Raw genomic sequence first — 23,668 nt, forward strand, 5'->3', positions numbered from 1 at the left:
AAATCAATGACTTCCCAGCTTTATTGAAACTTTCATTCAATTAGATGATTAATCCCGACTACTGCCAGCGCCACCGAAGATTTGAATCAAGAAGATAAACAGGTTGACGAAATCTAGGTAGAGCTGCATGGCACCAATCACGGCTAACCCGCTTGTGACATTACCGCTGCCGTCACTCTTCAGGTACAGTGTTTTCATCTTTTGACTGTCAGATGCGGTCAAGGCAGTGAAGATGATGACCCCGACAAACGAGAACACGTAAGCAATGATGGCACTGTGCAAGAACATGTTAATGACCAAGGCAACCAGCAATGCAATTAGAGCGGCTGTTGCTTGCGCGCCGACTCTGGTTAAATCACGCTTCGTGACTGTCCCATACAACGCCATCACGATGAAGACGACTGCGCTTGAGACAAACGCTGAAACGATGGTGGTGCCAGAATAGACCAACGAGTAGACCGAGAAGATTCCACCCGTAATCAGCGCATAAACCATCAAGAGTACGAAACTCACTGTTGGCCGTTTAAAGGCCTGACCATTAACTAAGAATGGAAAGATAAACCAAACGATGAGACCGATCCACATCCCGCTTCCGGTCATGGTCGATAATAACGCCTGGTTAGTGCTGACAAAATAGGCCGACACTGCTGATAACAGCACCGCAAGTGCCATCCAGCCATACATTTTGGTTAAGAAAGTGTTTAACCCGACGTCGGCGTTAACCACGCGACGCGGTTGTTCATCAAATTGTTGATTGTTCATTCAATTCCCTCCAATTTATGAAACGTCTGTCTTGTTAATTGTTGACCATTGTATCAATCCCAGTAAAAAAAGCAATTATTCCTATTTAAAACAAGTGACTTTAGACATTATTTAAGAAATTAATCACTTATTAACCACATTTGGGACACTTATCTAAGACTGTATGACATAAGTAAGCACAAAAGAAGTCTCACCCCAGCATGACGTATCATTTTGGGAGGCGGCTTCTTTTATTTTCGACTGTCCACGCACTAAATGTAGCGGTGGCCAGCTAGTTATCTTTAAGTGATAAATGACTCAAGAGTTCCTCATAGGCGCGTTCGTACTTTTGAACATCGCCGGCACCCATGAAGACAACAACGGCATCGTGGTAGTCCAGCAACGGTGACATGTTATCCAATTTGAGGATCTCGCCACCCTTGGTGATCTTCTTGGCAAGGTCCGCACTTGAAACCTTCCCGTTCGATTCACGCGCAGAACTGAAAATATCTGTCAGATAAACGTGATCCGCGTTGTTTAAGGCGGTCGCAAAATCGTCCATTAACGCGATGACCCGGGTAAAGGTATGCGGCTGAAAGACAGCGATGACCTCTTTATCGGGATATTTTTGCTGGGCAGCATCTAACGTTGCGCGAATTTCAGATGGATGATGCGCATAGTCGTCGATGATGGTCATGTCGGCTAATTGACGTTCCGCAAACCGGCGCTTGACCCCTTTAAAAGTCAGAAGTTCCTTCTTGATCTCATCCAGATCAACGTCTTCAAAGTACGCCACAGCGATCACGGCCAAACTATTCAACACGTTATGCTCGCCAAATAACGGAACGTGGTAGTTCCCCAAAAATTCGTCGTGATAGTACACGTCAAATTGAGACCCCTTTGTTGTCCGCTTAATGTCGCGCGCCTGGAAATCATCCTTATCGCTCGTACCGTAGTAATATACCGGAACGTCAGTCTTCAAACGACGCAGATTTTCATCGTCACCCCAGGCAAAGATACCCTTGGTGACTTGGTTAGCAAACGTTTGGAACGCTGTGAACACGTCATCAATATCTTTGTAGTAATCTGGGTGATCAAAATCAATGTTGGTCATGATGGCATAGTCGGGCTTGGTTGCTAAGAAGTGGCGGCGATATTCGTCGGCTTCATAAACAAAGAACCGGGCGTTAGGCGTGCCCTTCCCTGTCCCGTCACCAATTAAATAACTGGTTGGCGCAATCCCGGATAAGACGTGTGACAGCAGACCCGTTGTACTGGTCTTCCCATGCGCACCGGCAACACCAATACTGGTATAGCCTTCAATTAATTTTCCTAAGAATTCGTGATACCGGTAAACGGGCAAGCCCATTTCCCGTGCTTTTTTAATTTCAGGATGGTCATCAGTGAATGAATTTCCGGCAATCACTGTCAGGCCTTCTTGAATGTTGTCTGCGTTGAATGGATATACTGGGATCTTGGCTTGTTCCAAGCCACGTTGTGTAAACGTGTACTGGGTGATGTCTGAACCAGCCACCTTAAATCCCTTATCATGTAAAATAAGTGCTAATGAGCTCATTCCTGAACCCTTGATGCCAACAAAGTAATACGTTGTCGAGTTGTTCATCAATATCCTCTTTTCGTCACTGCTCTATTAATTTTTTTGCGCGGATAACCCTCGCGCTGGTTTTAGTCACTCATTTATTTTAGCACAGCTCACCTAAAATTCGAGGGGCATTTCGCCTCAGATGTCTTATTTGACGGGAATCTTAATTTTTACCGGCTGGCCGCCACGTCTTTTCAGCAAGCTAGTCAGTGCGTGGTCCCCGCATTTCGGCCAGTTGTTTAGCCGTCAGGAAAACATCACGGGGTTTGGACCCATTTTGCCCGGATATATACTGCTTATTTTCCAGCGTATCGATCATGTTTGCCGCCCGGTTGTAACCGATTGAAAAGACCCGTTGCAACTTGGACGTTGAAACCGTCTGTTCCTGGACAATATAATCCAAAACTTCTGGCATCAGTTCATCCTCGTTTTGTTGACTCTGTTCTTTAGCAAGCAGTCCATCCGGATCAAATTCGTAATGTGGTTTGCCCTGAGTACGGACAAAGTCAGTCACCCGGTCAACCTCGTCATCCACAAACGTCCCCTGCAGTCGAACCGGCTGCGAGGCACCGTTACCAAGGAACAACATGTCCCCTTTTCCAAGGAGGCGCTCAGCACCAGACGTATCAATGATCGTGCGTGAGTCCACTTGCGAAGAGACCATGAAGGCGACCCGGGTCGGGATATTATTTTTAATTGTCCCAGTCACGATGTCGACACTTGGTCGTTGCGTTGCAATTAACAAGTGGATGCCGGCTGCCCGAGCTTTTTGTGTGATCCGGACAATGTAATCTTGAACTTCACTTGAAGCCATCATCATCAAATCGGCTAATTCGTCGATCACGATCACAATGTACGGCAACTTAAGACTGTATTCTTCCGTTAATTCAGCCCGCTCATTGTACTGTTCAATATTGCGGACTCCAGCTGCCGCAAGACGATCATACCGATCATCCATCTCATTAACTGCCCACTTCAAGGCAGCCGCTGCGGCCTGCGGATCAGAAATAACGGGCGCTAAAAGATGCGGCAATTTGTCATACGGTGCCAGTTCAACGGCCTTTGGATCGATCAGTAATAACCGCAAGTCTGCTGGTGTCGCTTTATACAGTAACGAAATCAGCAAACTGTTAATGAAGACCGACTTTCCTGATCCGGTTGCCCCAGCAATCAATCCGTGCGGCATCTTCCGCAGATCAGTCACCTGCGGCTTACCAAAGAGGTCAACCCCAAGCGCCACAGTCAACGGTGATTTGCTGTCCTTAAACGCCTTTGATTCAAGCACTTCAGACAGCATCACAGGCCGTGTCTTTGGGTTTGGAATCTCGATCCCAACGGTTGATTTGCCAGGAATGGGTGCTTCGATTCGAATATCTTTAGCAGCAAGCGCCAGCTTCAGATCATCCGTTAGATTCGTAATCTTATTGACTTTAACCCCTAGTGAGAGATGTACCTGGAACTGCGTCACGGTCGGTCCAATCGTCCAATCCACGACGTGCGCGTCCACGTGAAAGGCTGCCAGAGTTTCATCCAGCACTTCCCCCTGGTGTTCGATCCATTCGTCCAACGCACTTTCGTCGGGAATAACGGGCGGTGTCAACAGATCCGGCGACGGGAACTGATACCCGCGTAACGGAACAGTCTCTCCCTGAACGTCCGGCTTATCCTGGAACAGGGCTAGATCTTTCAACTGAGCATTTTCTTCATTGAGAATATCACCTAGTGAATGGCCCAACCCGTGTTGTGCTTCGGCTGGCTTTTTAGGCGCCGGCGTGGGCGTGTTAGTTGCCGGTGCACTGGTGGCAACAGGTTTAGGTGCAGATGGGGTCTGTGTCACATGCCCTGCAGCGGGTTCCTCATCTGTCACAATATCAGCACTTGGGATTTCCGCCACAGGGCTGGTATCAAACTGTTGTGCTGCGTCACTGGATTCCTCAACATGGTCTAACAGTTTACGATCCTGCTGAATGTTTGGCTGATCTGGTTGATCCGAAATAAGTGTTGTCGGGTCATCAGTAGACGGATCAGCACGGACATCTATTTCACTCAACTCTGTGTCGTGAGCGGCAAGGGGTGACTCTAGCGTTGTCTGGGCATTGACAGATGACTCAACTTCAGGCTGAGTGGCGGTGCGTGTATCGACATCACCATCAACGTTGCTATCAGCTGCCACCTGCGACTCATCTGATTCCGTCTGCTCATCAGCCTGGTCACTGGCATTGTCTAATCCAGAATCATCCTGGTCACGCTCAGAAACAGCCGCCTCTTGCAAATTTTCAGGCTGGTCGGGCTCAACCGGCGTCTCTGATGGCGCTGACTCGGTAGTCTGGTCGCTTGTGTCGGTCGGTTCGCTTACTAGCAACCCATCATCCGTTGATTCAGAACTTGGAATAGCGTCACTGGTTTGCCCAGCTGAGTGGTCATCTTCGACCGACGCGATGTCAGAAATCGATGGTTGCACTTCAGACGGTTGGACATCAGTGGCGGCTTCTGGCACCGTTTCAGACATTGAAGACACTTCATCAGTTGTATCAGCGTCAGACTGCCAATTATGAATTGAGGGACCGTCTTCCTTCACTGTTGATGGCGATGCTTGCGTCGTCGCCGCGCCCTCATCTAAAACAGTCGTGTTATCGTCAGCAGTGTCAGAAACACCTGATGCCGACGCAGAAACTGCCTCATTTGAGACAAACTGCATGCTTTCCTGTGTTGTGTCACTCGATGGCATTGCATCAGGAATTTCAGTCACATTGGCATCACTTAATAACAGGACGTCACTGTCCTGTTTTTTAAAAAAGCGAGTCACCAATTGCGTAAAATTAACGCGTGGTGAGGCTAGACTTGGGTGATGCAGTTGTCTCGGGACTGCCGTCACACGAAACGGCCGGTCAGTCCGCCAATCGTTCGTCGATGTCATTTTTGCGGATGGCCGAGGGGGTTCAACCTCGTGGCGCATTTCCGCGTCCGTTTCACGAGGCGGCAATTGTGGCCGCGATTCAGCAGCCGGTCGATTCTGACGCGTCTGGGTCTGGCGCACTCGCTGCGTCTGGGCATCCCCCTCACTTGGTAAGTGATACGTCCGTTTGATCGGGGTTGCCTCGGGTGCCGGCGCTGCCGCATTTAATTTTCGATTTTTTCTGGGTAACCGGTACTTTCGGTAGAAAGCCGGTCCATCATAGTGAGTCATTAGGCGTTCATCCATTCCAATTTGCTATGGGCAGTTTTTTAGTTGCAACTAACAATAACCCGTTTTATGGCACAATAAAAGGGAGCGCGTGGCCCCCTTTTTGCGATTAAACTTACTCTATTGGAATAAAGTTTGGGCCTTTTCAAAATCAAAAGGCTGTCCAACTTCATAATCATCAGGTAAGATCAATGCGCCTGGCCGATCGGGTGCGTTAGGAATCCGTAATTCCCGTCCTGATGAAATCATACCATCACTTTCGACCCCGCGCAATTTACCAGGCCAAATAATGAGTCCATCTGGCATCATGGCGCCAACCTCAGCGACGACCACCTTAATGTCGGCTTGCATGTTGGGTGACCCGCTGACGATCTGGACGACTTGCCCATCCTGCACCTCTGTCTGGGTCACCAACAGATGGTTAGAATCTGGATGCTGTTCCGCCGTTTTGACGTATCCCACCACGAATTTCGGTTCATGGTCTGCCTTGAGATCTGGCACAAAATCAGCAGCTGCGAGGGCCTCGTTTAACTGGTCAACTTGAGCATCCGTCAAAAAGACCTGTCCGTTGACGTTCAACTGACCTAAAATCTGGCTGACATTCGCAATATTGTAGCCTAAGGTTTCATTCTTGGCTGGATCATAAATGCGCGTAATTGACTGGTGGGTCTCAACGGCCTGTTCGTCAACGTCTGGCGCAACGTAGACGATGAGGATATCGCCCAACGCTTTTTGATTATAACTAGAAATTAACATGAAGAATCCTTTCACATTCAAATTATGACTGTCTCATTTTTTCAGTGCCCTATTATTATAGCGCACAATTGCGTGATTTCGTACCTAAAACCCGCATTTCCAATTGTGATTTAACACAAAAAAACAACGCCCATTTGAAACGCCCAATGCGCGCCAAACAGTCGTTGTCGTGACGCTTATAGTGCGGTCACAAACGCTTCAACTTGTTCCTTTGTTTTCCGGTCCTTATTCACGAACCGCCCAATTTCTTGACCATGATCATAAGCAATAAAACTTGGGATGCCAAGTACATTCAGGTCAACGCAAAGGTCAATGTTTTCATCACGATCGACCGCTAAGAATGTGTAATCGCTAAATTTTTTTTCAATATCTGGCATTGCGGGCTTAATGAACGCGCAATCTGGGCACCAGCCAGCTGAGAAAAACAGCATGTATTTCCCGTCGCTGACCCGCTTTGTGAGTTCTTCAGTCGTCATCTTTGGTAGTTGTTCCAATCCAATCGCTCCCTTGCTTACTTTTTAATAGCATTAAGTATACCGCAATTTTCGAGTCTTGAATATGATTTACATCTGAAAACCTGCTATGATAGTGACACTTTAAATTTCACGTCAGAGTAATGACAGTTACTTCCCATTCTGACGATTCCGCAACACAATCTATCCGTAACTGGAGGTCATGTTATGACATCGAATTTAAAAACACCAGAACAACTCAGTTTTCTATCCATTCTAAGCGTGATCCTCGGGTTTCTTTTGGGCCACGTTTATGATCGTCAAACCATGATGACCTCAGATGAAATTTTGAACCAGGCCAAGACCGCTTTTCAACGTGAAGCCCCGATTGAAGGCGCCTGGATCAGTACGCATCCAAGTGAACGTCGTCAGTTCGCCATTAAAAATCTGGTCTACTACGGCGGCATCACCCGGCAAGAGGATCACGCGTTGGTACAATATGAATTTATGGCGGACGCAAAAACTGGCAGTGTCCTTAGCGTCAACCGCATTTAATTAACTTGCGACAATGTTAAAAAGACTCATGACCAGACAGTTACCTGTCAGTCATGAGTCTTTTTGACGCTTAATGAGTTAACGTTGGAAAATGCGCCTTTAATTCGTAGATGGGCCCCTTTGCGCTAAATTTTTGTTCATATTCAGTCTCAACGTTGCCCTCGTTGCCGGCGCTGTTGTGCAGATCCAGCCATACCTCATCAAATGTGAGGCCGTAGTTATTAAAACTGGCCAACGAATATTCGAATAAACCGCGGTTATCCGTTTTAAACTGGATCATGCCGGCAGGTTTCAAAACCTTTTCATAGTGCACCAAAAAATTAGGTGACGTTAACCGCCGTTTGGCATGCCGGGTCTTCGGCCATGGATCCGAAAAGTTCAAGAATAGCGCATCAACTTCGTTTTCAGCAAAGAGTGTATCGACGTTGGCCCCGTCCGTTTCAACCAGTTGGACGTTCGTCAGCCCGCTTTCGACAAGCTGGCGTAACGCTGTCGCAATCACGGATTCTTGAATTTCAATTCCTAAGAAGTTGATTTCTGGATGCTGACGGGCCATTTCGACAATGAAACGCCCCTTACCGATGCCGATCTCAATTTGCAGCGGCTGCTGTTTTTCAAACCGCTCCTGCCAGTGTCCTAGTTGCGTTTCAGGGGCCGTGACGATGAGATCACTATGGTCGTTAATGTACCCTTCTGCCCACGGCTTTTTTCGTACCCGCATGATGATGCCTCCATTTTTTGATGTCATATTAAAACGACGGCACCTTTCAGCGTTCAAGTGAAGCGCTCAAAGGCCCGTCGTTTGGTTACTGTGTTCATTTCAGTCAATTTAAGCAATACCTATTTTAGGCAATTTATGGGTCAGCGTCAACTAACGATTTTTCCGAAGCCTTAGTGGCAGATAGTAGCTGACCATCGCGAGAATTTCCACGATTTCAACGATTGCGGTAATCACTACAACCTCAAGCTGAAAATCACTAATGGCAACAATGACTAGGAATAACACACCCGTCACGATCATCAATGTCCGCAATAGTCTCTTGAAATTAGCGATCCGTTGCGCCGTCTTGATCGGGTAAAGGTGCGTAAAGACGATGTCGTCGAACTGCCAGTAAAAAGGAATCAACTGGAACCCGATCAGATACAGGAATAGTGCCGCCAATAGCACAGGCAGCCAAGTGCCGTGAATAAAATACAGCAGGATCATCCCAATAATGGTCAAGCGCGAATACAGACCGCTGAATTCACCACTGCGCACCATGCCGCGACTGTACAGGTAGAGGTAGGTGTTTGCCGGTTTCGTGGCAACCAAGCGCAGGATACCATCCATGTACTTGCGTCGTTTTGCGACCCCTTTTAACATTGGCACGTTGGTAAACAAATTAAAGAAGCGATAAACGCCCAGCATCCGATTATTTTCCTGACCAATAGCTGACCGCCAATCAAACGCCTGCCGCTGCCACCCCTGACCAAGCAACCGCATAATTCCGTCAGCTGCAAGTGCCAGGATCACGCTAGCCAGTGGTGTGACATAAACACCGATAATCAACACGATTGCTGGAACCAGCCATCGGAACCAAACGGCCTGGTGCAGCCATCGTTGACTGAAGCGGTAATGATTCATTAGAACTGCCGTCAGCCAGGTATCCTTTAAGATCACCTGGGTGACTGCCAGTCCGGCCAAAGCAGCCACTGATAACGGATCGGTTGCTTGAATAAACGGCAGCAGGACAAACAGACCAAAGAGTTGGCAAATTTGTGCCAGCGTTTCACTATATCGTTTCGCAGCAAGAAAGTAGGTGTGCATGGCGTGTTCCTTTGGTAGTAAAAACACCACGTCAGCATCTTCCAATAAAGTCGCTAGTCGGCCGATCTGCAATAACGCAAACATCACCAGAATAATGATGGGTTGTGACCACCAAACATTGGGATGCAACGTTTTTAATAGGTTGGAATAGGCGTACCCCAGGCCACCAATCATGATCAGTAACGCAAAAATGAAGTGGTCGTTAAACACCAGCCGTAAATACTTGAACATTTCTCTTAAATGACTGGCCAATCGTTTGCTAAATAACTTATTCATGTTGGTCCGCCTTCGTCATCGACATGTAGATATCGTCGAGTGATTCACCGGCATCTGGCAGCGCTTGTCGCAGTTCTGCCAGCGTTCCTTCCGTTTTCACTTGGCCATCGTGCAGGAGCACAAATCGGTCACAGTATTTTTGCGCGGTATCAAGCACATGGGTCGACATCAGAATGCTGGCCCCCTTGGCCTTCTGATCGTTGATGAGATCAAGCAGGTCATGAACGGCCAGCGGATCCAATCCTAGAAAGGGTTCATCAATGATAAACAGCGGTGAGTCGGTAATGAACGCACAAACGATCATCACCTTTTGCTTCATCCCCTTTGAAAAATTAGCTGGGAACCAGTCTAATTTGTTGTCCAGTCGGAAGATCTGCAACAGTTTTTCCGCCCGTTTCCAAGCGGCATCCTGGTCAAGATCATACGCCATCATCGTCATCTCAAGATGCTCCTTCAAGGTCAATTCTTGGTAGAGAATCGGCGTTTCAGGAATGTAAGCAATTTGTTTTTTATAGGCTTCGTTATCTTCCGCCAGGGTCACCCCATTGATCTTGATCTGACCCTTAAACGGGGTCAGCAACCCAATGATGTGATTGATCGTCGTTGATTTACCAGCACCGTTCAGCCCAATCAAACCAACGAGCTCGCCATCTTTAATATCAAATGTAACTTCTTTTAAAACTGGAATCTGTGAGTAGCCACCAACAATCTTCGTGACTTGAAGCGTCATGGATATCCCTTCATTTCTGTAGTTTCTTTTTTAGTGTCGTATTTTTTATTATAGCATAGATGTAAGAGTGTGGAACAAGGCGGTTAGAAGGCGGAGTGTAAGTAACTCTGGTCAGAAAAGTCCGGGCCTGACTTTTTTGACCAGAGTTGCTTACACAGGAGCCTTCTGCCTTGTGGAACACGTTTCGGCAATGTATAAAGCCAGCGCGGCAGCCATTTCACCACGGCTGCCAAAATCAGAAAAGTCCGGGTCTGACTTTTTGGTCAGAGTCCCTTACACGTTAGCCCCGTGCCTGTGAAACACGTTTCGACAATGTATAAAGCGAGCGCTGTAGCCAAAACCACGCGGTGATTTCAGGCTCAAATGCCTGAACCTGGCATTTTTGTCAAAGTCCGATACATGGCCGGTTATCTATAGTAGACGAACACGTTTCGCAAATCTCAAATTAGAGCACATCGCCAACACCACTCGATTCCTGATATCCTGAAACCAAGCCCTAAATAATCCCATTCCCGTCAAGCCACTCCACCCAAATCTAATTTTCCCCTAAATTCCAACATCCACTAACCAGCCATCCCAAACTCTAGTGTATACTAGGAACAGAACAACGCTAAGGAGGAACCGACATGATTCATAATTATGATGATAACTGCATTTTCTGTAAGATTATTAAGGGTGAGATCCCAAGCTACACCGTTTACGAAGACGATGATGTCAAAGCATTCTTAGATATTTCCCAAGGAACTCCAGGCCATACGCTGGTTGTCCCCAAGACCCACGTCAAGGATATCTTTGACTATGATGCCGATCTGGCAGCCACCGTTTTTGCTAAGATTCCGCTGATTGCTCGAGCAGTCAAAGCATCCAACCCTGACATTAAGGGCATGAATATTGTGAATAACAATGGCGAAGTGGCTTACCAATCCGTCTTCCACTCACACATTCACATTGTGCCGCGCTACACCAGTAACGACGACTTTGCTATGATTTTTAAAGACAACTCTAAAAACTATGATGAAGCCGCTTATACTAAAATTCAAGACGCCATTAAGGCGCAATTCTAACTGGGAGGCCGTCATATGAAACGCTTCTTGCTCACCACCCTGCTCACAGCGGGTGGCACGCTTGCCATGCACCTCATTAATAAACGTCAGTCACCGGTGGATTTTGTTTCCGAAACAGTCACCACTGTTAAAACGAAGTACGCTGATTATCAAGATTGGCGAAAAAAGGCATCCGCTGTTTCTGATAAATTAACCCAGTTGAACAGTGCTGTCGCTAAAGCACAACCTGTGATCGACAGTATTCAAGATGACGTGCAGCAGTTTCAGTTTAAGATCCAGCCGCGGTTGGATAAAATAAATGAGACTTTAGATAAGTTTTAGATTTTAGTTAAGTTCCCCTACCCAACTGCTATTATCTCAAGGTTATGTTATAGTTATTGAGAACGCCCCAGCTGGGAGTTAAACAAATTTATAGAAATGGATGTGTTTTCGCAATGAAGAAATGGTTCGTCGCACTTGCCACTGTCTTAATGGGTCTGACATTGGCAGCTTGTGGTAGCAAAACGGTTGCCACCACTTCAGGTGGTAAGATCACTGAAAGTGAGTATTACAGCAGCCTGAAGAACACTTCAAGTGGTAAGCAAGTCTTACAACAAATGATTCTTGACAAAGTATTGGAAAAACAATATGGCGACAAGGTCAAGACCTCACAAGTGACTAAGCAATACAACACTTACAAGAAGGAATACGGCTCATCATTCAAGTCTGTCCTTTCTCAAAGTGGGATGACCGCTTCACAATTGAAGCAACAAATTCGAGACAACCTTTTACTTAAGGAAGCTGTGAAGGGCAACGTCACGATCACCAATGCCCAGCTTAAGAAGCAATTCAAGAGCTACGAGCCAAAAGTTACGGTTTCACACATCTTAGTTTCAAAGAAGTCAACTGCTGAAACAGTCATCAAGGACCTCAAGGCTGGCGACAGCTTCGCATCCTTGGCTAAGAAGTACTCAACTGATTCAACGACTAAGAACAAGGGTGGTAAGTTAGCTGCCTTTGACAGCACCGGTACTTCTCTCGACAGCACCTTTAAGAAGGCTGCTTGGAAGCTGAAGACTGGTGAATACACCACCACACCTGTTAAGACGACTTCAGGTTATGAAGTTATCAAGATGGACAGCAACCCTGGTAAAGGTACTTTGAACGAACACAAGGCAGAACTGAAGAAGCAGATCATCGATGATGATATGAACAACAGCACTGTTTTGAAGAGCGTCGTTTCTAAAGTCCTTAAGAAGGGTAACATTTCCATCAAGGACAGTCAATTACAAAACGTTCTGTCAGACTACTTGACAAGCAGTTCATCAAGTAAATAAATCATCTTAACAGGGTCTACCCTGTTTAACCGCTTCGGTAATTTACCGGAGCGGTTTTTTTGGTGCGCCCGGCATGGGCGCCAACTAGACGGTGAAAGTCCGTTGCGGGCCGTAGTAGTCGGAACCGCAAGTCAATGACAAGGGTGTCCATCGTGAGGTGGAATCTGAAGGAAGTCGGCGACAAAGTACCGCATTGATGTACAAGAATCAGCTATAAGGCTGTGTTGGTCGGACGAGGTTGCCAAACAAACCAAAGTCCAATACTACTCGAGGCCATCGCAGTAAAGCTGGCAATGACATGGTACGAAAGTGGGCGTTCTTACCCGGGGAGGCCTGTATCGTACGTTCCCGACAAGAGGCGCGCGAAGCGCCACAGGAACAAACATCGCAGTGATGTGGTGCAGAACGATACAGGAGTCAGCCGAGGCCATAGTAGTGGTATCTGCCACGAAGGGCTGAACAATAATAGGTCATCATTGATATTGGAGGTGGAGACAGTGCAACAACCGCAGAATACAGAAAAAGCTGACCGCCGGCGGACAGTAGGACTGGAAGCCCAAGAACAAGTCGGGGTGCGTAGCACTGACTCTGGTGAAAATACGATGATGAACGGCACTAAGTTTCAAGAGTTAGTCTTAGACCGAAATAACCTGAACGAGGCTTATCTTCGCGTCTGCAGAAACAAAGGTGCAGCAGGACTAGACGGAATGACCGTTGACGAACTGTTGCCCTACTTGAGGAAACATAAACAGGAATTACTGCAAGCTTTACAAAACGAGACCTATCGGCCTCGTCCCGTTAAGCGGGTTGAAATTCCAAAACCTAATGGTGGTAAACGCAAGCTCGGAATACCAACTGTGATTGACCGACTTGTTCAACAAGCCATGGCGCAAGTCATGGTGCCAACATTTGAGCGTGTCTTCTCAGATAATAGTTTTGGGTTCCGACCGAATCGAAGTGCTAAAGATGCCATTGATAGAGTGGTTCAGTTCTACAATCAGGGCTATCACTATGTCGTGGATCTCGATTTAAAAGCATACTTCGATACGGTCAACCACGATCTGCTTATTAAATTTATTGAGCAGTATATTACGGATCCATGGATACTGCATCTCATTCGTCGCTTCCTAACCAGCGGTGTCATGAATGGTGGTCTATTTGAACGAAGTGATAAAGGCACCCCTCAAGGTGGCCCCTTATCGCCACTTTTGGCTAACATTTATCTCAACGAACTGGATAAGCTGTTAACTTCCAGAGGTCATAAGTTTGTCCGCTATGCGGACGATTGTAATATTTATGTCCGAAGCAAACGTGCTGGAGAACGGGTTCTGACTAATGTTACTCGCTTTCTTGAAGGCGACCTAAAGGTCACCGTCAATGAGGACAAGACATCAGTAAGTTCGCCTCTGCGGGCCAAGTTCCTGGGATTTTCCTTGGGGGTTGGTCGAGGAGGTGCGTATGCGCGACCTGCTTGGCAGGCCAAGCAACGCATCAAGTCTGCACTCAGGAAAATGACCAAGCGCAATCGGGGCGTTTCGTTAAACCTGGTGTTTAACGAGATTCATCAAAAGATGCGTGGGTGGTTACAGTACTATTCGGTCGGGAAAATGACCAATTTTATCCGTCACTTAGACGAATGGTTGCGAGCAAGGATTCGCCAGTATATTTGGAAACAGTGGAAGAAGCTCAAAACAAAGGTCAATCATCTTGTAAAACTGGGGCTTTCTGGCACCAGTGCTTATACAATGGCCAATACCCGTAAGGGTTATTGGCGAACTGCGCATAGCAAGACATTGACCTATACTCTGACAAACAAAAGACTGGAACGCCTTGGACTCATCAATATGAGCAAGACACTCCAGTCAATACAAAGTGCTTAAATTATTGAACCGCCGTATACGGAACCGTACGTACGGTGGTGTGAGAGGTCGGTAATTGAATTAATCAATTACCTCCTACTCGATTTGCGGAATTAATAACGACCATTAGCATACAGAAGTCCTTCACTGTTGGGTGATTCGAAGTAGCGCTTCAATGTCGCTTCGTTCCACCGGTCGGCCCTGCAGGCTAAGGTGGGGTCGCTCCGGAGCTATTGAATGTCTTGGCAGAAATCCAAGGATCTCCTACGTCTCCCGTGTTCGTAAGCGAGGAAAGTACCCTCGCCAACGAACACCGACACCACAGCCTGCAATGCCGACCGGTTCCACTACGCTACAAAACTTCTATTCGTCATCAGAGACGGCAAGACTTCATAAGTGATGCCATGATACCGTTCATTAATCGTTACCAATGAGTAGCATATTGTGATAAGCGTAGCTGTCAATATTCTTACTAGCAGTCGAGGGCGGATTCTCTTCGACCATGGGTTAACATCATTGAGATGCTTAACTAGTGGTTAAATATAGGCTCACTATCAGTGGAATGCAGCAATTTGGCACAGAACTGTGGAGTCGACATCAGTTAGCGACCGTATTTTGGTCGGTTACTGATGTGCGAGTCGATGGAGATCCATTCAGATGGCGCACAGCGACAGCTGAATTAGCGCCATCGCGAGCCACTACTGCTCCGTGCCAAATTGCGGAATGCAACGGACTATCGCCTAACATAAGAATATCAAAAACAATTTGCCACTAAAACCAAAAAAACGCCTGAGTCAATAAACTCACGCGTTTTTTGCTACTCAATTAAGCATTGTCTTGTGGGTCGTCCTTTTCATTTGGTCGGTAGAATGACCGGCCGTCCATTGCGAATAGGCGTTCACCAAATGACCCTGGACTCGTTTTGTCAAGTGCGTTGGTCATCATCATAATGGAAGCATCGAGTTCATCTAAATCATGAAGAACCTCTGCTTCCAACAATCGTGGCCGGACGGGAGAACCGTATTCCAGTAACCCGTGGTGCGCAAGGATCATGTGCCGAAGCATCACAACATCTTCACTGTCCAAATCAAACTTCAGTGCGCTGCAGGCAGTGACGATCTCGCCGTCCACAATACTGATGTGTCCCAGCAAGTTGCCTTCGACCGTGTACTGTGTCCCAACTGGACCGGACAGTTCAACCACTTTGCCAAGGTCGTGCAGGATGGCGCCCGCGTACAGCAACGGAGCGTTGATAGTCTCATATTGACCGGCCACACTGTGTGCTAACCGGAGAATTGAAACTGTATGGAAAGCAAGGCCGCCCTTAAACGCGTGATGGTTACGCTTGGCCGCCGGATACGTGAAGAATGCTTCGCGATGCTTGGCCAAAAGCCAGCGAACGATACGATTCCAGACTTGGTTGGTGATCTCAAAAACAACTTGGTTGATTTCATCTTCCATATCGGCTGCCTTCATTGGCGCTGAACTCATGAAATCGTCAGGATCATGCGGTTCGTCCGCATTCGCTAACCGAAGTGCGCTGATCCGTACTTGCGGTGTACCCTGATAGTTCTCCCGTTTACCTGTTAGCCGAACAACGCGCCCTGCTTGATAGCGCGTAATGTCGGCCTCACCTGCATCCCAGAATTTACCGGACATTTCACCTGAGGCATCCGTAAACGTAAAATCAAGATACTTCTTACCGTTTTTTGCGACCCGAACCTCAGCACTCTTAATGAGCACCATCAGGTTCATCTGGTCACCCACATCGTAGGTCATTAATTGTTTTTCAGCCAAAATGACGACCCCCTTTTCTTTTATTTTACTGCGACTTGTGCCAAGTTTAAACACTGTTCTGGTGCAACGAGATCGCGGTTATAACGATCCGCTGTAAAGTACAGGATCTGCGTCGTCTGCTGGAGCTGTTTTAACAGCGCGAACGCGTTGGCAGTTCGGTCCCGGTCAAAGTTGACGAAGCTGTCATCAATAATAATCGGCAGTTCAATGTCATCAGCCATCACCTTGGTAAATGCGAACCGCAACGCAACGTAAAGCTGTTCGGCAGTCCCTTGGGACAGTTCACCCACATCATACGTGGTTTGAGCGGTGTCTTCAACTGTGACGGTGGTATCAGTGAAGGTGATCTTGTGAAAACGCTGACCGGTCAGTACCGCAAAGTAGTCCGTTGCAGCGGCCATGATCTGCGGTTGGCGTCCCTGCGACGCGTGAATCAGGGTTTGGTCGATCCACTTGATCAATAATGTCTTTGACAACCAAGTGTCCGTCATTTCAGTGATTTCAGCTTCCAAGGCCGCTTGGCGCTGTAACAGATGCTGATAGGTATCACTGCTGGCCAATTGCTGCATATCGTAGGTCAACTGGCTATGCTGTTTCAACTGGGCCGCCTGGTCGGCACGGGTTTTTGCAAGCTGGCTTGTCAACGTCGCCTTTGCCTTAGTGATAGCTGCCTGGTCTGGATATCGTTTAAACAGGTCTGAATCCACTCTTTCCAACTGGTTCTTGATCAGATCAATGTGCGCACGGTGCTGTTGAAAGGATTGGGACGTTTCATACGCGGCTTGAAAGGCTTCACTGTCCTTCAGATGTCGCGCCGTTAAAAACGTCGTTAACTGTTGAGAAACCCGCTTTGATTGGTTGGTAAGATCTGCGACACGCTGTTCACTATGCTGCTGTTGTTGTAGCGCCAGTTGCTGCTGTTGCGTTTCATCGTGCCGAGCACTCAGGTACTGCTGGATAGCTGCTATCTTTTCGGATTGGCTTCCTGTTAGTTGCAACCACTCGCGCCCAACAACCTGCCACTGCGTTAAATAGGCATCAAGGCGCTGTTCGAGATCCAGCAGACGCTGCTGATCAGTTGCCGATTGTGCCATGAGGACACCGTATTGTTTTAAAACGGGCTGCAGGTCGAGCCATTCCGTTGCTGGCATCCCTGTCAGATGATACTGCGCGCCGATTGTTTCTAGGCGGCCACTCGCATCCGTCAGCTGTGCATTGACAGTCTTTAACTGCTGATTAAGCTTGTCGATCTGCTCAGATAACAAATCAGTTCTAGAGGCACTTGCATTGCTGTTATTTAGCATCGGTTTAAAGATACCATACGCCGCCACGATAACGCCAAGTGCCCCGCCTACTGACCGCAAAACGCCACTCAGAAAAAAGACAGCCAGAACAACGACCGCTATTCCGGCAGCGAGCCAGGTAACAGAAATACCAGAACCAGCATCATTGTCAGCTTGTTCGGCAGCATTCAACTGATCGGCTAACTGGTGACGCTGATCGGTGATCGCAGTCTGCGTTGCATTTAGCTGACGTTGTTGCGCCAATAATTGCGCGACCGTTTCCTGGTCACTCGCCCGCATCGGCTGGCTTTGCATCAACTGTGCGCCATACTGTGCCCGCAAACCATCCAACGTGGTCGCATCAGCGGTCAAAGCCTGATCAGCCAATTGTTGATCACGATACTGTTGTTGACGTTTCGGCAATTCAGCACCTAATTGATCAATGGTCGTTTTGTGGGCCTGGTAAGCCTGCTGGGCTGGTGTTGGTTGGGTGGCCGCTTGCTGAGTCGTTAGCTGCTTCGTCTCGGTTTCTAGACTGCTTGCCACCTGGTGTTGCTGCGTCGTTAACGTTGTAAAGGTTTCCCAATCCTGAGTACTAACCGTCTGTGGGACCGTTGCGTTCTCTGCTTGAAACGCCTGGTATTCCTGATAATATGGGTAAACCTGAAGTAATTGATCAAGTTGATTCAAGGCTGAACGCTGTGTCGTGATGGTCTGCTGCGTTGCTGCGAGCGTGGCGGTCATTTCGCTTGTTTTTGTTTGAAGGTCTTGGTATTTTGGATAATCAGCCTTAGCTGCCGTCACTCTTGCCGTCAGGTCATCGTACTCACGCAATTTTTCACTAAGCGGTTGTTTGCGGCCACGGGGCTTATAAATCATGTCCGCTTCCTTACGCAGCCGCTGGTTGAGCGTGATCCAGTCGTCGCTGCCAATTGCCCCGATACGCTGAATGCGTTGAATGAGCGCAAATCGGTCAAGATTGAAAACGGCCTGGAGGTTCTGGGCACTAAACTGATAAATTTGCGAAAACAACTCACGGTCAACCGGTCTGAGCATTGTGGCGAGGTCCGCCTTCGTCAGGTCGGTATCCGTAGTGGTATCCCTAAAGGTCACGTCCCCGCCGTGGGTGCCATCGACCCGCTTGAGCCAGTAATCATGCCCCTTATGGGAAAAGGTCATTTCTCCGCCGTACGTTGCGCCATTTTTTGGGTGGTACATGGCATATTTGTGCTTAGCTGTCGCAAAGCCAAACAACATACTGGTAATGAAGGCAACGAGGGTCGTTTTGCCAGCCTCGTTTGGCCCGTAGATCACCTGAAGCTGGGCGTCAAACTGCACCTGCGTATCGTGGAACTTGCCAAACCCATAAATGGTCAGCTGATTAATCCGCATGGTCATCCGCCTCCAAACGTGCCTGTTGTAATAACTCATTTTCTGCACGTTCTTGGGTATCCTCCAGCGTGGTTGACGCCAGTAAATGATCGGCTAAAAATGGGTAACTCAACAGCTTCTTACCAGCCGCTTTAGTCAATTCATCGCCCGTAAAAACGTCGGCCTGAGCTGCCTTCCAAAATTCGGCATCCAATTGACTGTAATGAATGTCTGTTGCGGCAGGTTGACTATGCGTTTCGTAGATCCAACAGCGATTGGCCTCATATTGATCTTCTTGAAGTTGCGACAACCGGTCGAACCAATTACCATTGTTCAGCTGGGCAACAACCTGACCGGGTAGCGCCTCCACGTTGGTCAGCGTGAGGGAGACCAGTTTAAACGTCGTCTCATCCGTTAACCGGCTGAGCTGCTCAAACACGAGGTCGATCAGCTCAGTTTCACTTTGTTGATCCGTCACCGTAATGGCTAAGGTGACCCAGTCGACTGGATTTACCGGCACAAACGACGGTACCAACCGGGTATCCTGACTCCTTACCAGTGTGTACCCGTGCTCACCTGCTTCGTTTTTATGCCGACCTTGAATCGTACCCGCATAAACAATTGGCGGCTGTTCCTGCAAGACCTCTGGTTTGTGAATATGACCCAGCGCCCAGTAATCGTAATGGGTTTCTCGTAACTCATCAAGTGTAAACGGTGCGTAATGGTTTGTGCCGGATTGTCTCAGTGCGCCGTGCAGCATGCCAATATGATAATCAACATCCCCACGTACCGGGAACTGGGCTGCCATGTCCGTTTCCAGCCAGCGGGTTGGGTAACTAAAGCCGCTGATTGCAACCCGTTTTTGATTCCGGGTCGTCAACGTCATCGTGCTGACCGTCGACACAAAAACGTGCACCCCCTCTGGCAAATCGATGGCTTGGTTGGCTGTCTGATAATCATGATTGCCAAAACACAGATAAACGCCAATTTGGGCATCGATCAGCCGCTGTAACTGTTCATTTAAGAATAACTGAGCTGCGACACTCTGCGTCTCTCGGTCAAAAAGGTCGCCTGCCAATAAGACGAACGCCACCTCCTGATCAATTGCTTGGTCAACGAGTTGCTGCGTCGCTTTAAATGGTGCTTGGTAAATCAGCTGCCACACTGGTTCTGGAAGCTGTCTTAGCCCTTCAAAGGGACTGTCTAAATGTAAATCAGCCGCGTGGATAAATTTCACGACAGGGGCTCCTTTCTTTGGCACGATCAGGTGCCTGATTTCTTTGAATCAATCGCTAGTTAACGCCCAAATGATAAGAGGCTCCATCCGAAAATCCTGAACTTGGATTTTAAGATGGGGCCTCTTATGGCCAAAAGTGGCCGTTGTTCACAGGTGTTAGTGTCTTAGTTGCGATAAAGGTCTTGAATCGGTTTTGTGATCTCATCGTTCAATTTTGAAAGCAGATCATTGACCCCTTTTTCGGCGTCCATTAAGACTTTAATGGCATCAGCTTGACCAACCTTATCCGCAACCTCGCGGGCATGCGTCATTTCTTCTTCGGTTAACTGTTGGCCCTGTATTTGTTTTTGTTGAATGTTCAACTGAATCTCCTGGAAGTTCTTGAACAGATCAAAAGTGGCCTGTTCCGCCTTCATCTTGTCATATGCATCCGCCAATTTCTTGAATTCGTCGGATGTCTTCAGTTGTTCCTTCAGTGTTGTTGCCGTTTCATTAATATCAGCCATTATGAATCCTCCTGTCTAGTTGTCTTCATAATTGTATCATGAAAGCGTTGCGCTGACTATCTGTCTAGTTGCCTAAAATACTTGAAGTGGTATTCGACCACCACTTTTTAACGGAATTAGCAGCGCTGCTGGCACCCTTTTTGATCTGGCTACCAACTTGCGACGCGCCGTTTTGAACATTATCCCAGAAACCAGTATTGTTAGACGATTTTGAGGCCTTTGCCAAGGTTGCCGCGTCCTGGGTATTAAACGACGTCTGCTTTGTGTACGGTAAGATTTCTTGCAACTCTGTCTTAAATAAGGTACTGATTCCGGTGCCGCCAAGGTTTTCCAAATGGTGTTCCTTGTTGGTGTTATCAAACCCTTCCCAGGTCGTCACGACCACATCAGGGGTGTACCCAACCATCCATTTATCCTTGGCTGCGTCACCGTCACCCGTATCATCGGCTTCAGTACTCCCCGTCTTACCGGCAACTTGGTAGCCATATGGTTTAGCGGCAGCCCCAGTCCCCGTATTATAAACACCCAGCATCATACTGGTCATTTCTTTAGCGACCTTTTTGGACATCACTTTCTTGGTCGTCACTTTGGGCTGCGCCACGATGGTCTTCCCGTTTGCATCAACAATTTTACGGATATAGTGTGAATCCGTTCGAGTCCCGCCATTCGCAAACGCCGTATAAGCACTCGCTAATTCCTGCGGTGAAACCCCTTTGTTCAACCCACCAAGTGCCAGCGCAAGATTATCATCTGATTTAGTGACGGGCAGGCCAAAGTCTTTAACGGACTGGTATCCCTTATTCACACCGATCTTATTTAACAACCAAACGGCTGGCGCATTCATACTTTGGGCTAACGCCTCATACATCGGTACCTTACCCGTATAGACGTTATTTTCATTTTTAGGCGTGTACTTATTTGTCCCATATGACAGTTTCTTATTTGTCAGCTCAGAATCATAGAAGTAGCCGTTTTCGAGTGCTGGCGTGTACACCGCCAATGGCTTGATTGTCGATCCCGGTTGCCGCGCCATCTGGGTGGCCCGGTTATACCCGCGGAAGACGTGCTTCCCACGGCCACCAACGACGGCTAACACACCCCCGTTATTCGGATTGACCGCAATCGAGGCTGCTTGGACCTTCGTGCCATCCACAGCGTTGGACGGAAAAAGGTAGGCCGATTTAAAGTTTGTTTGCATGGATGACTGATAATTCTGATCCAAATAGGTGTAGATCTTGTACCCATGATTCAAAATTTCAGACTCCGTCAACCCATACTTTGAAATGGCTTCGCTGATAACGGCGTCAAAATAATAGGGATACTTGTATGAATCTTTATAACTGTACGTATCATGTGTCACGATTTTAGTTTGCTGGTACGCTTTAGCCTGCGCTTGCGTGATCGCGCCATTTTCGGCCATCAGATCCAGCACAACGTTGCGCCGTGCCAACGCGGCCTTCGGATGGTCGATCGGGTTATACCCGCTCGGCGACGTCAGCATGCCGGCCAGTACCGCAGCTTCTGGAACCGTTAACTGCGACGCTGATTTACCAAAGTACTTCTGTGACGCGTCCTGACCCCCCCAAACACCATTCCCAAAATAGGCATTATTGAGGTACATGGACAGAATGTCTTTTTTGGTATACACATTTTCAACTTCAACCGACAAAAACAGTTCCTTAAACTTTCGTGTGAAGGTTTGTTCCTGCGTCAAAAACGCATTTTTAACCAACTGTTGCGTCAGTGTACTCCCACCACCGCTAATGTAATCTCGGTGAAGGATCTTATTCTTCGCCAGAAGTAAAAACGCCCGGGCAATTCCTTTTACTGAAAAACCATACTCATGGTAAAAGCCCCGGTCTTCCGTTGAAATGACGGCATTCTGAATGTTAGGCGAAATCTTGCTCAACGAGACATACGTCCCTTTTTGTGAGTAGAGTGACCCCGCCTTTTTCCCATTTTTGTCGTAAATATACGTTGTTTTTTCAAGTTGATTCTTCAAATCACCAACGTTGGCTGTCTTTGCTTGAAACGTTAATACCGCACTCATCACAAACACGATGGCTAACACGATGACAATGAGCCACCGCGTGATCTGAAAGCGATGCCAGATTCGGCCTAACCCGCGTTTAAACCGATGCCAGCCAGGTGACAGCCAAGCCTTAATTTGCTGAAAAAACCCATTTCCCCGATTTCTATTCATAGACTCCCTCATTCACTACACAAATTAATACGTTAATTTTAGCACATTGTGTTCAGTCAACTGGCTGTTCACTTGAAATTTAAGAAAAATTAGATGTTCGAATCCAGGTATTGGGCAATTCCAACACCCGTGGTATCGCTATTTCAACCAAAAAATGTCATCCAACTCTCCTAATTTAGGAGAATTGAATGACACCAGTGAACCATAACTGGATACGAGACTAGTGCACGATATCCGGGTTCATGCTTTTGGCAATTTCATTATTCAGTTGCTGGGCGACTTCTTTACTTGGGCTAATGACCAAGATAGCGTCGTGACCGGCAAGGGTGCCGACAACTTCCGGCAGCTTTAAATCATCCAAGATTGCTGCCAATAAATTGCCGTTGCTTGGTAGTGTCTTGATAACGTTGATAAACTCAATCTGGGTCAGACCGACGACCACTTCGTTGATTGTTTCGCGCATGTGTTCTTCTTCGGATTTGTTCCCCGGTTTAAAAATGGTATAACGCAAGTGTCCATGGCCATCCTGGGCTTTGACTACCTGCATTTCACGAATGTCACGAGAAATCGTTGCTTGCGTCGCCTTAATCCCAATTTCCTTTAGATGACGCATTAGGTCTTCTTGCGTTCCAATCGGATATTGATTGATTAACTGTTCAATTCTCGATTGACGAATACTCTTTTTCATCCTAATGCAGCCCCCTTACTGTAAGTAACACTGCAATTATTATAACAAAGTAAGATGAATATGGCTACTTTTAATTGAATATTTATTTACAGGGTTGGTGTCCAGTATAACTAAAAAAAGCGAGCCACCGGGGCATTTCCAGGGTTTGTTTTCTCATTAATATTTCATTTAAACATTATGATGCATGGCGGGCGTGACGGAAAATGGGAGGAAGCAGCGCAGCAGAACGCTTTGCGAAAC

General features: G+C 47.5%; 19 protein-coding genes. 5 read left to right on the plus strand and 14 right to left on the minus strand.

Going from position 1 to position 23,668, the window contains the following annotated elements; translation table 11 throughout:
• Positions 1-48: 48 nt before the first annotated feature.
• The 5 genes from AYR61_RS13135 to AYR61_RS13155 form a co-directional block, all read right to left on the minus strand.
• On the minus strand, positions 49-762 hold the full coding sequence (locus AYR61_RS13135) for a Bax inhibitor-1/YccA family protein (RefSeq protein ID WP_054706890.1): 714 nt from the start codon (positions 760-762) through the stop codon (positions 49-51).
• A 271-nt stretch (positions 763-1,033) separates the two neighbouring features.
• Entirely contained in the window at positions 1,034-2,365 is a 1,332-nt protein-coding gene (gene murC / locus AYR61_RS13140; RefSeq protein WP_065903453.1) for a UDP-N-acetylmuramate--L-alanine ligase, read from the minus strand.
• 181 nt (positions 2,366-2,546) lie between these two features.
• The gene (locus tag AYR61_RS13145) at positions 2,547-5,546 is read right to left on the minus strand and encodes a DNA translocase FtsK (protein ID WP_318529565.1); all 3,000 of its coding nucleotides are present in this window, start codon (positions 5,544-5,546) and stop codon (positions 2,547-2,549) included.
• Positions 5,547-5,648: 102 nt separating this feature from the next.
• Entirely contained in the window at positions 5,649-6,284 is a 636-nt protein-coding gene (gene ytpR, locus AYR61_RS13150; RefSeq protein ID WP_054706881.1) for a YtpR family tRNA-binding protein, read from the minus strand.
• 176 nt (positions 6,285-6,460) lie between these two features.
• On the minus strand, positions 6,461-6,778 hold the full coding sequence (locus AYR61_RS13155) for a thioredoxin family protein (RefSeq protein WP_065903457.1): 318 nt from the start codon (positions 6,776-6,778) through the stop codon (positions 6,461-6,463).
• Positions 6,779-6,964: 186 nt separating this feature from the next.
• Here AYR61_RS13155 and AYR61_RS13160 point away from each other — a divergent pair, with 186 nt between their 5' ends.
• Positions 6,965-7,291, plus strand: a complete 327-nt coding sequence (locus AYR61_RS13160; RefSeq protein WP_065903459.1) for a PepSY domain-containing protein — start codon at positions 6,965-6,967, stop codon at positions 7,289-7,291.
• A gap of 70 nt (positions 7,292-7,361) precedes the next feature.
• Here the strand turns inward: AYR61_RS13160 and trmB are convergent, their stop codons facing one another.
• From trmB to AYR61_RS13175, 3 genes are all read right to left on the minus strand, one after another.
• Positions 7,362-8,012, minus strand: a complete 651-nt coding sequence (gene trmB / locus AYR61_RS13165) for a tRNA (guanosine(46)-N7)-methyltransferase TrmB (RefSeq protein WP_054706870.1) — start codon at positions 8,010-8,012, stop codon at positions 7,362-7,364.
• A gap of 150 nt (positions 8,013-8,162) precedes the next feature.
• Positions 8,163-9,374: an ABC transporter permease gene (locus tag AYR61_RS13170; protein WP_065903462.1), complete on the minus strand. Its 1,212-nt coding sequence runs from the start codon at positions 9,372-9,374 to the stop codon at positions 8,163-8,165.
• Positions 9,367-10,104 carry an ABC transporter ATP-binding protein gene (locus AYR61_RS13175; protein WP_054706863.1) on the minus strand — a complete coding sequence of 246 codons (738 nt, stop codon included), beginning with the start codon at positions 10,102-10,104 and terminating at the stop codon, positions 9,367-9,369. Before AYR61_RS13175 ends, AYR61_RS13170 begins: the two co-directional genes overlap by 8 nt.
• 626 nt (positions 10,105-10,730) lie before the next feature.
• Here AYR61_RS13175 and AYR61_RS13180 point away from each other — a divergent pair.
• The 4 genes from AYR61_RS13180 (at position 10,731) to ltrA (ending at position 14,364) form a co-directional block, all read left to right on the plus strand.
• Positions 10,731-11,168 carry an HIT family protein gene (locus AYR61_RS13180; protein WP_054706860.1) on the plus strand — a complete coding sequence of 146 codons (438 nt, stop codon included), beginning with the start codon at positions 10,731-10,733 and terminating at the stop codon, positions 11,166-11,168.
• Between the two features lie 15 nt (positions 11,169-11,183).
• Positions 11,184-11,489 carry a hypothetical protein gene (locus AYR61_RS13185; protein WP_054706857.1) on the plus strand — a complete coding sequence of 102 codons (306 nt, stop codon included), beginning with the start codon at positions 11,184-11,186 and terminating at the stop codon, positions 11,487-11,489.
• A 113-nt stretch (positions 11,490-11,602) separates the two neighbouring features.
• Positions 11,603-12,484 (plus strand): peptidylprolyl isomerase PrsA, encoded by an 882-nt coding sequence (locus AYR61_RS13190; RefSeq protein WP_065903468.1) that lies wholly within the window; start codon positions 11,603-11,605, stop codon positions 12,482-12,484.
• A 497-nt stretch (positions 12,485-12,981) separates the two neighbouring features.
• The gene (gene ltrA / locus AYR61_RS13195; RefSeq protein WP_065900954.1) at positions 12,982-14,364 is read left to right on the plus strand and encodes a group II intron reverse transcriptase/maturase; all 1,383 of its coding nucleotides are present in this window, start codon (positions 12,982-12,984) and stop codon (positions 14,362-14,364) included.
• An 804-nt stretch (positions 14,365-15,168) separates the two neighbouring features.
• Here the strand turns inward: ltrA and AYR61_RS13200 are convergent.
• The 6 genes from AYR61_RS13200 to AYR61_RS13225 all read right to left on the minus strand — a co-directional run bounded on the left by AYR61_RS13200 (position 15,169) and on the right by AYR61_RS13225 (position 23,428).
• Positions 15,169-16,122 carry a 3'-5' exoribonuclease YhaM family protein gene (locus AYR61_RS13200; protein WP_083215602.1) on the minus strand — a complete coding sequence of 318 codons (954 nt, stop codon included), beginning with the start codon at positions 16,120-16,122 and terminating at the stop codon, positions 15,169-15,171.
• Positions 16,123-16,160: 38 nt separating this feature from the next.
• On the minus strand, positions 16,161-18,815 hold the full coding sequence (locus tag AYR61_RS13205) for an ATP-binding protein (protein WP_056987632.1): 2,655 nt from the start codon (positions 18,813-18,815) through the stop codon (positions 16,161-16,163).
• Positions 18,805-20,031: a metallophosphoesterase family protein gene (locus AYR61_RS13210; protein ID WP_056987631.1), complete on the minus strand. Its 1,227-nt coding sequence runs from the start codon at positions 20,029-20,031 to the stop codon at positions 18,805-18,807. The genes AYR61_RS13205 and AYR61_RS13210 overlap by 11 nt, the downstream gene beginning before the upstream one ends.
• Positions 20,032-20,195: 164 nt before the next feature.
• A complete protein-coding gene (locus tag AYR61_RS13215; protein WP_054706840.1) occupies positions 20,196-20,537 on the minus strand; it encodes a YlbF family regulator in 342 nt (113 codons plus the stop codon).
• 64 nt (positions 20,538-20,601) lie between these two features.
• The gene (locus AYR61_RS13220; RefSeq protein ID WP_083215563.1) at positions 20,602-22,740 is read right to left on the minus strand and encodes a PBP1A family penicillin-binding protein; all 2,139 of its coding nucleotides are present in this window, start codon (positions 22,738-22,740) and stop codon (positions 20,602-20,604) included.
• A 220-nt stretch (positions 22,741-22,960) separates the two neighbouring features.
• Positions 22,961-23,428, minus strand: coding sequence for an arginine repressor (locus tag AYR61_RS13225; protein WP_065903472.1), 468 nt, complete (start codon positions 23,426-23,428; stop codon positions 22,961-22,963).
• Positions 23,429-23,668: the final 240 nt, after the last annotated feature.

It is taken from the genome of Secundilactobacillus paracollinoides, assembly GCF_001702155.1.
Classification (GTDB): Bacteria; Bacillota; Bacilli; order Lactobacillales; family Lactobacillaceae; genus Secundilactobacillus; species Secundilactobacillus paracollinoides.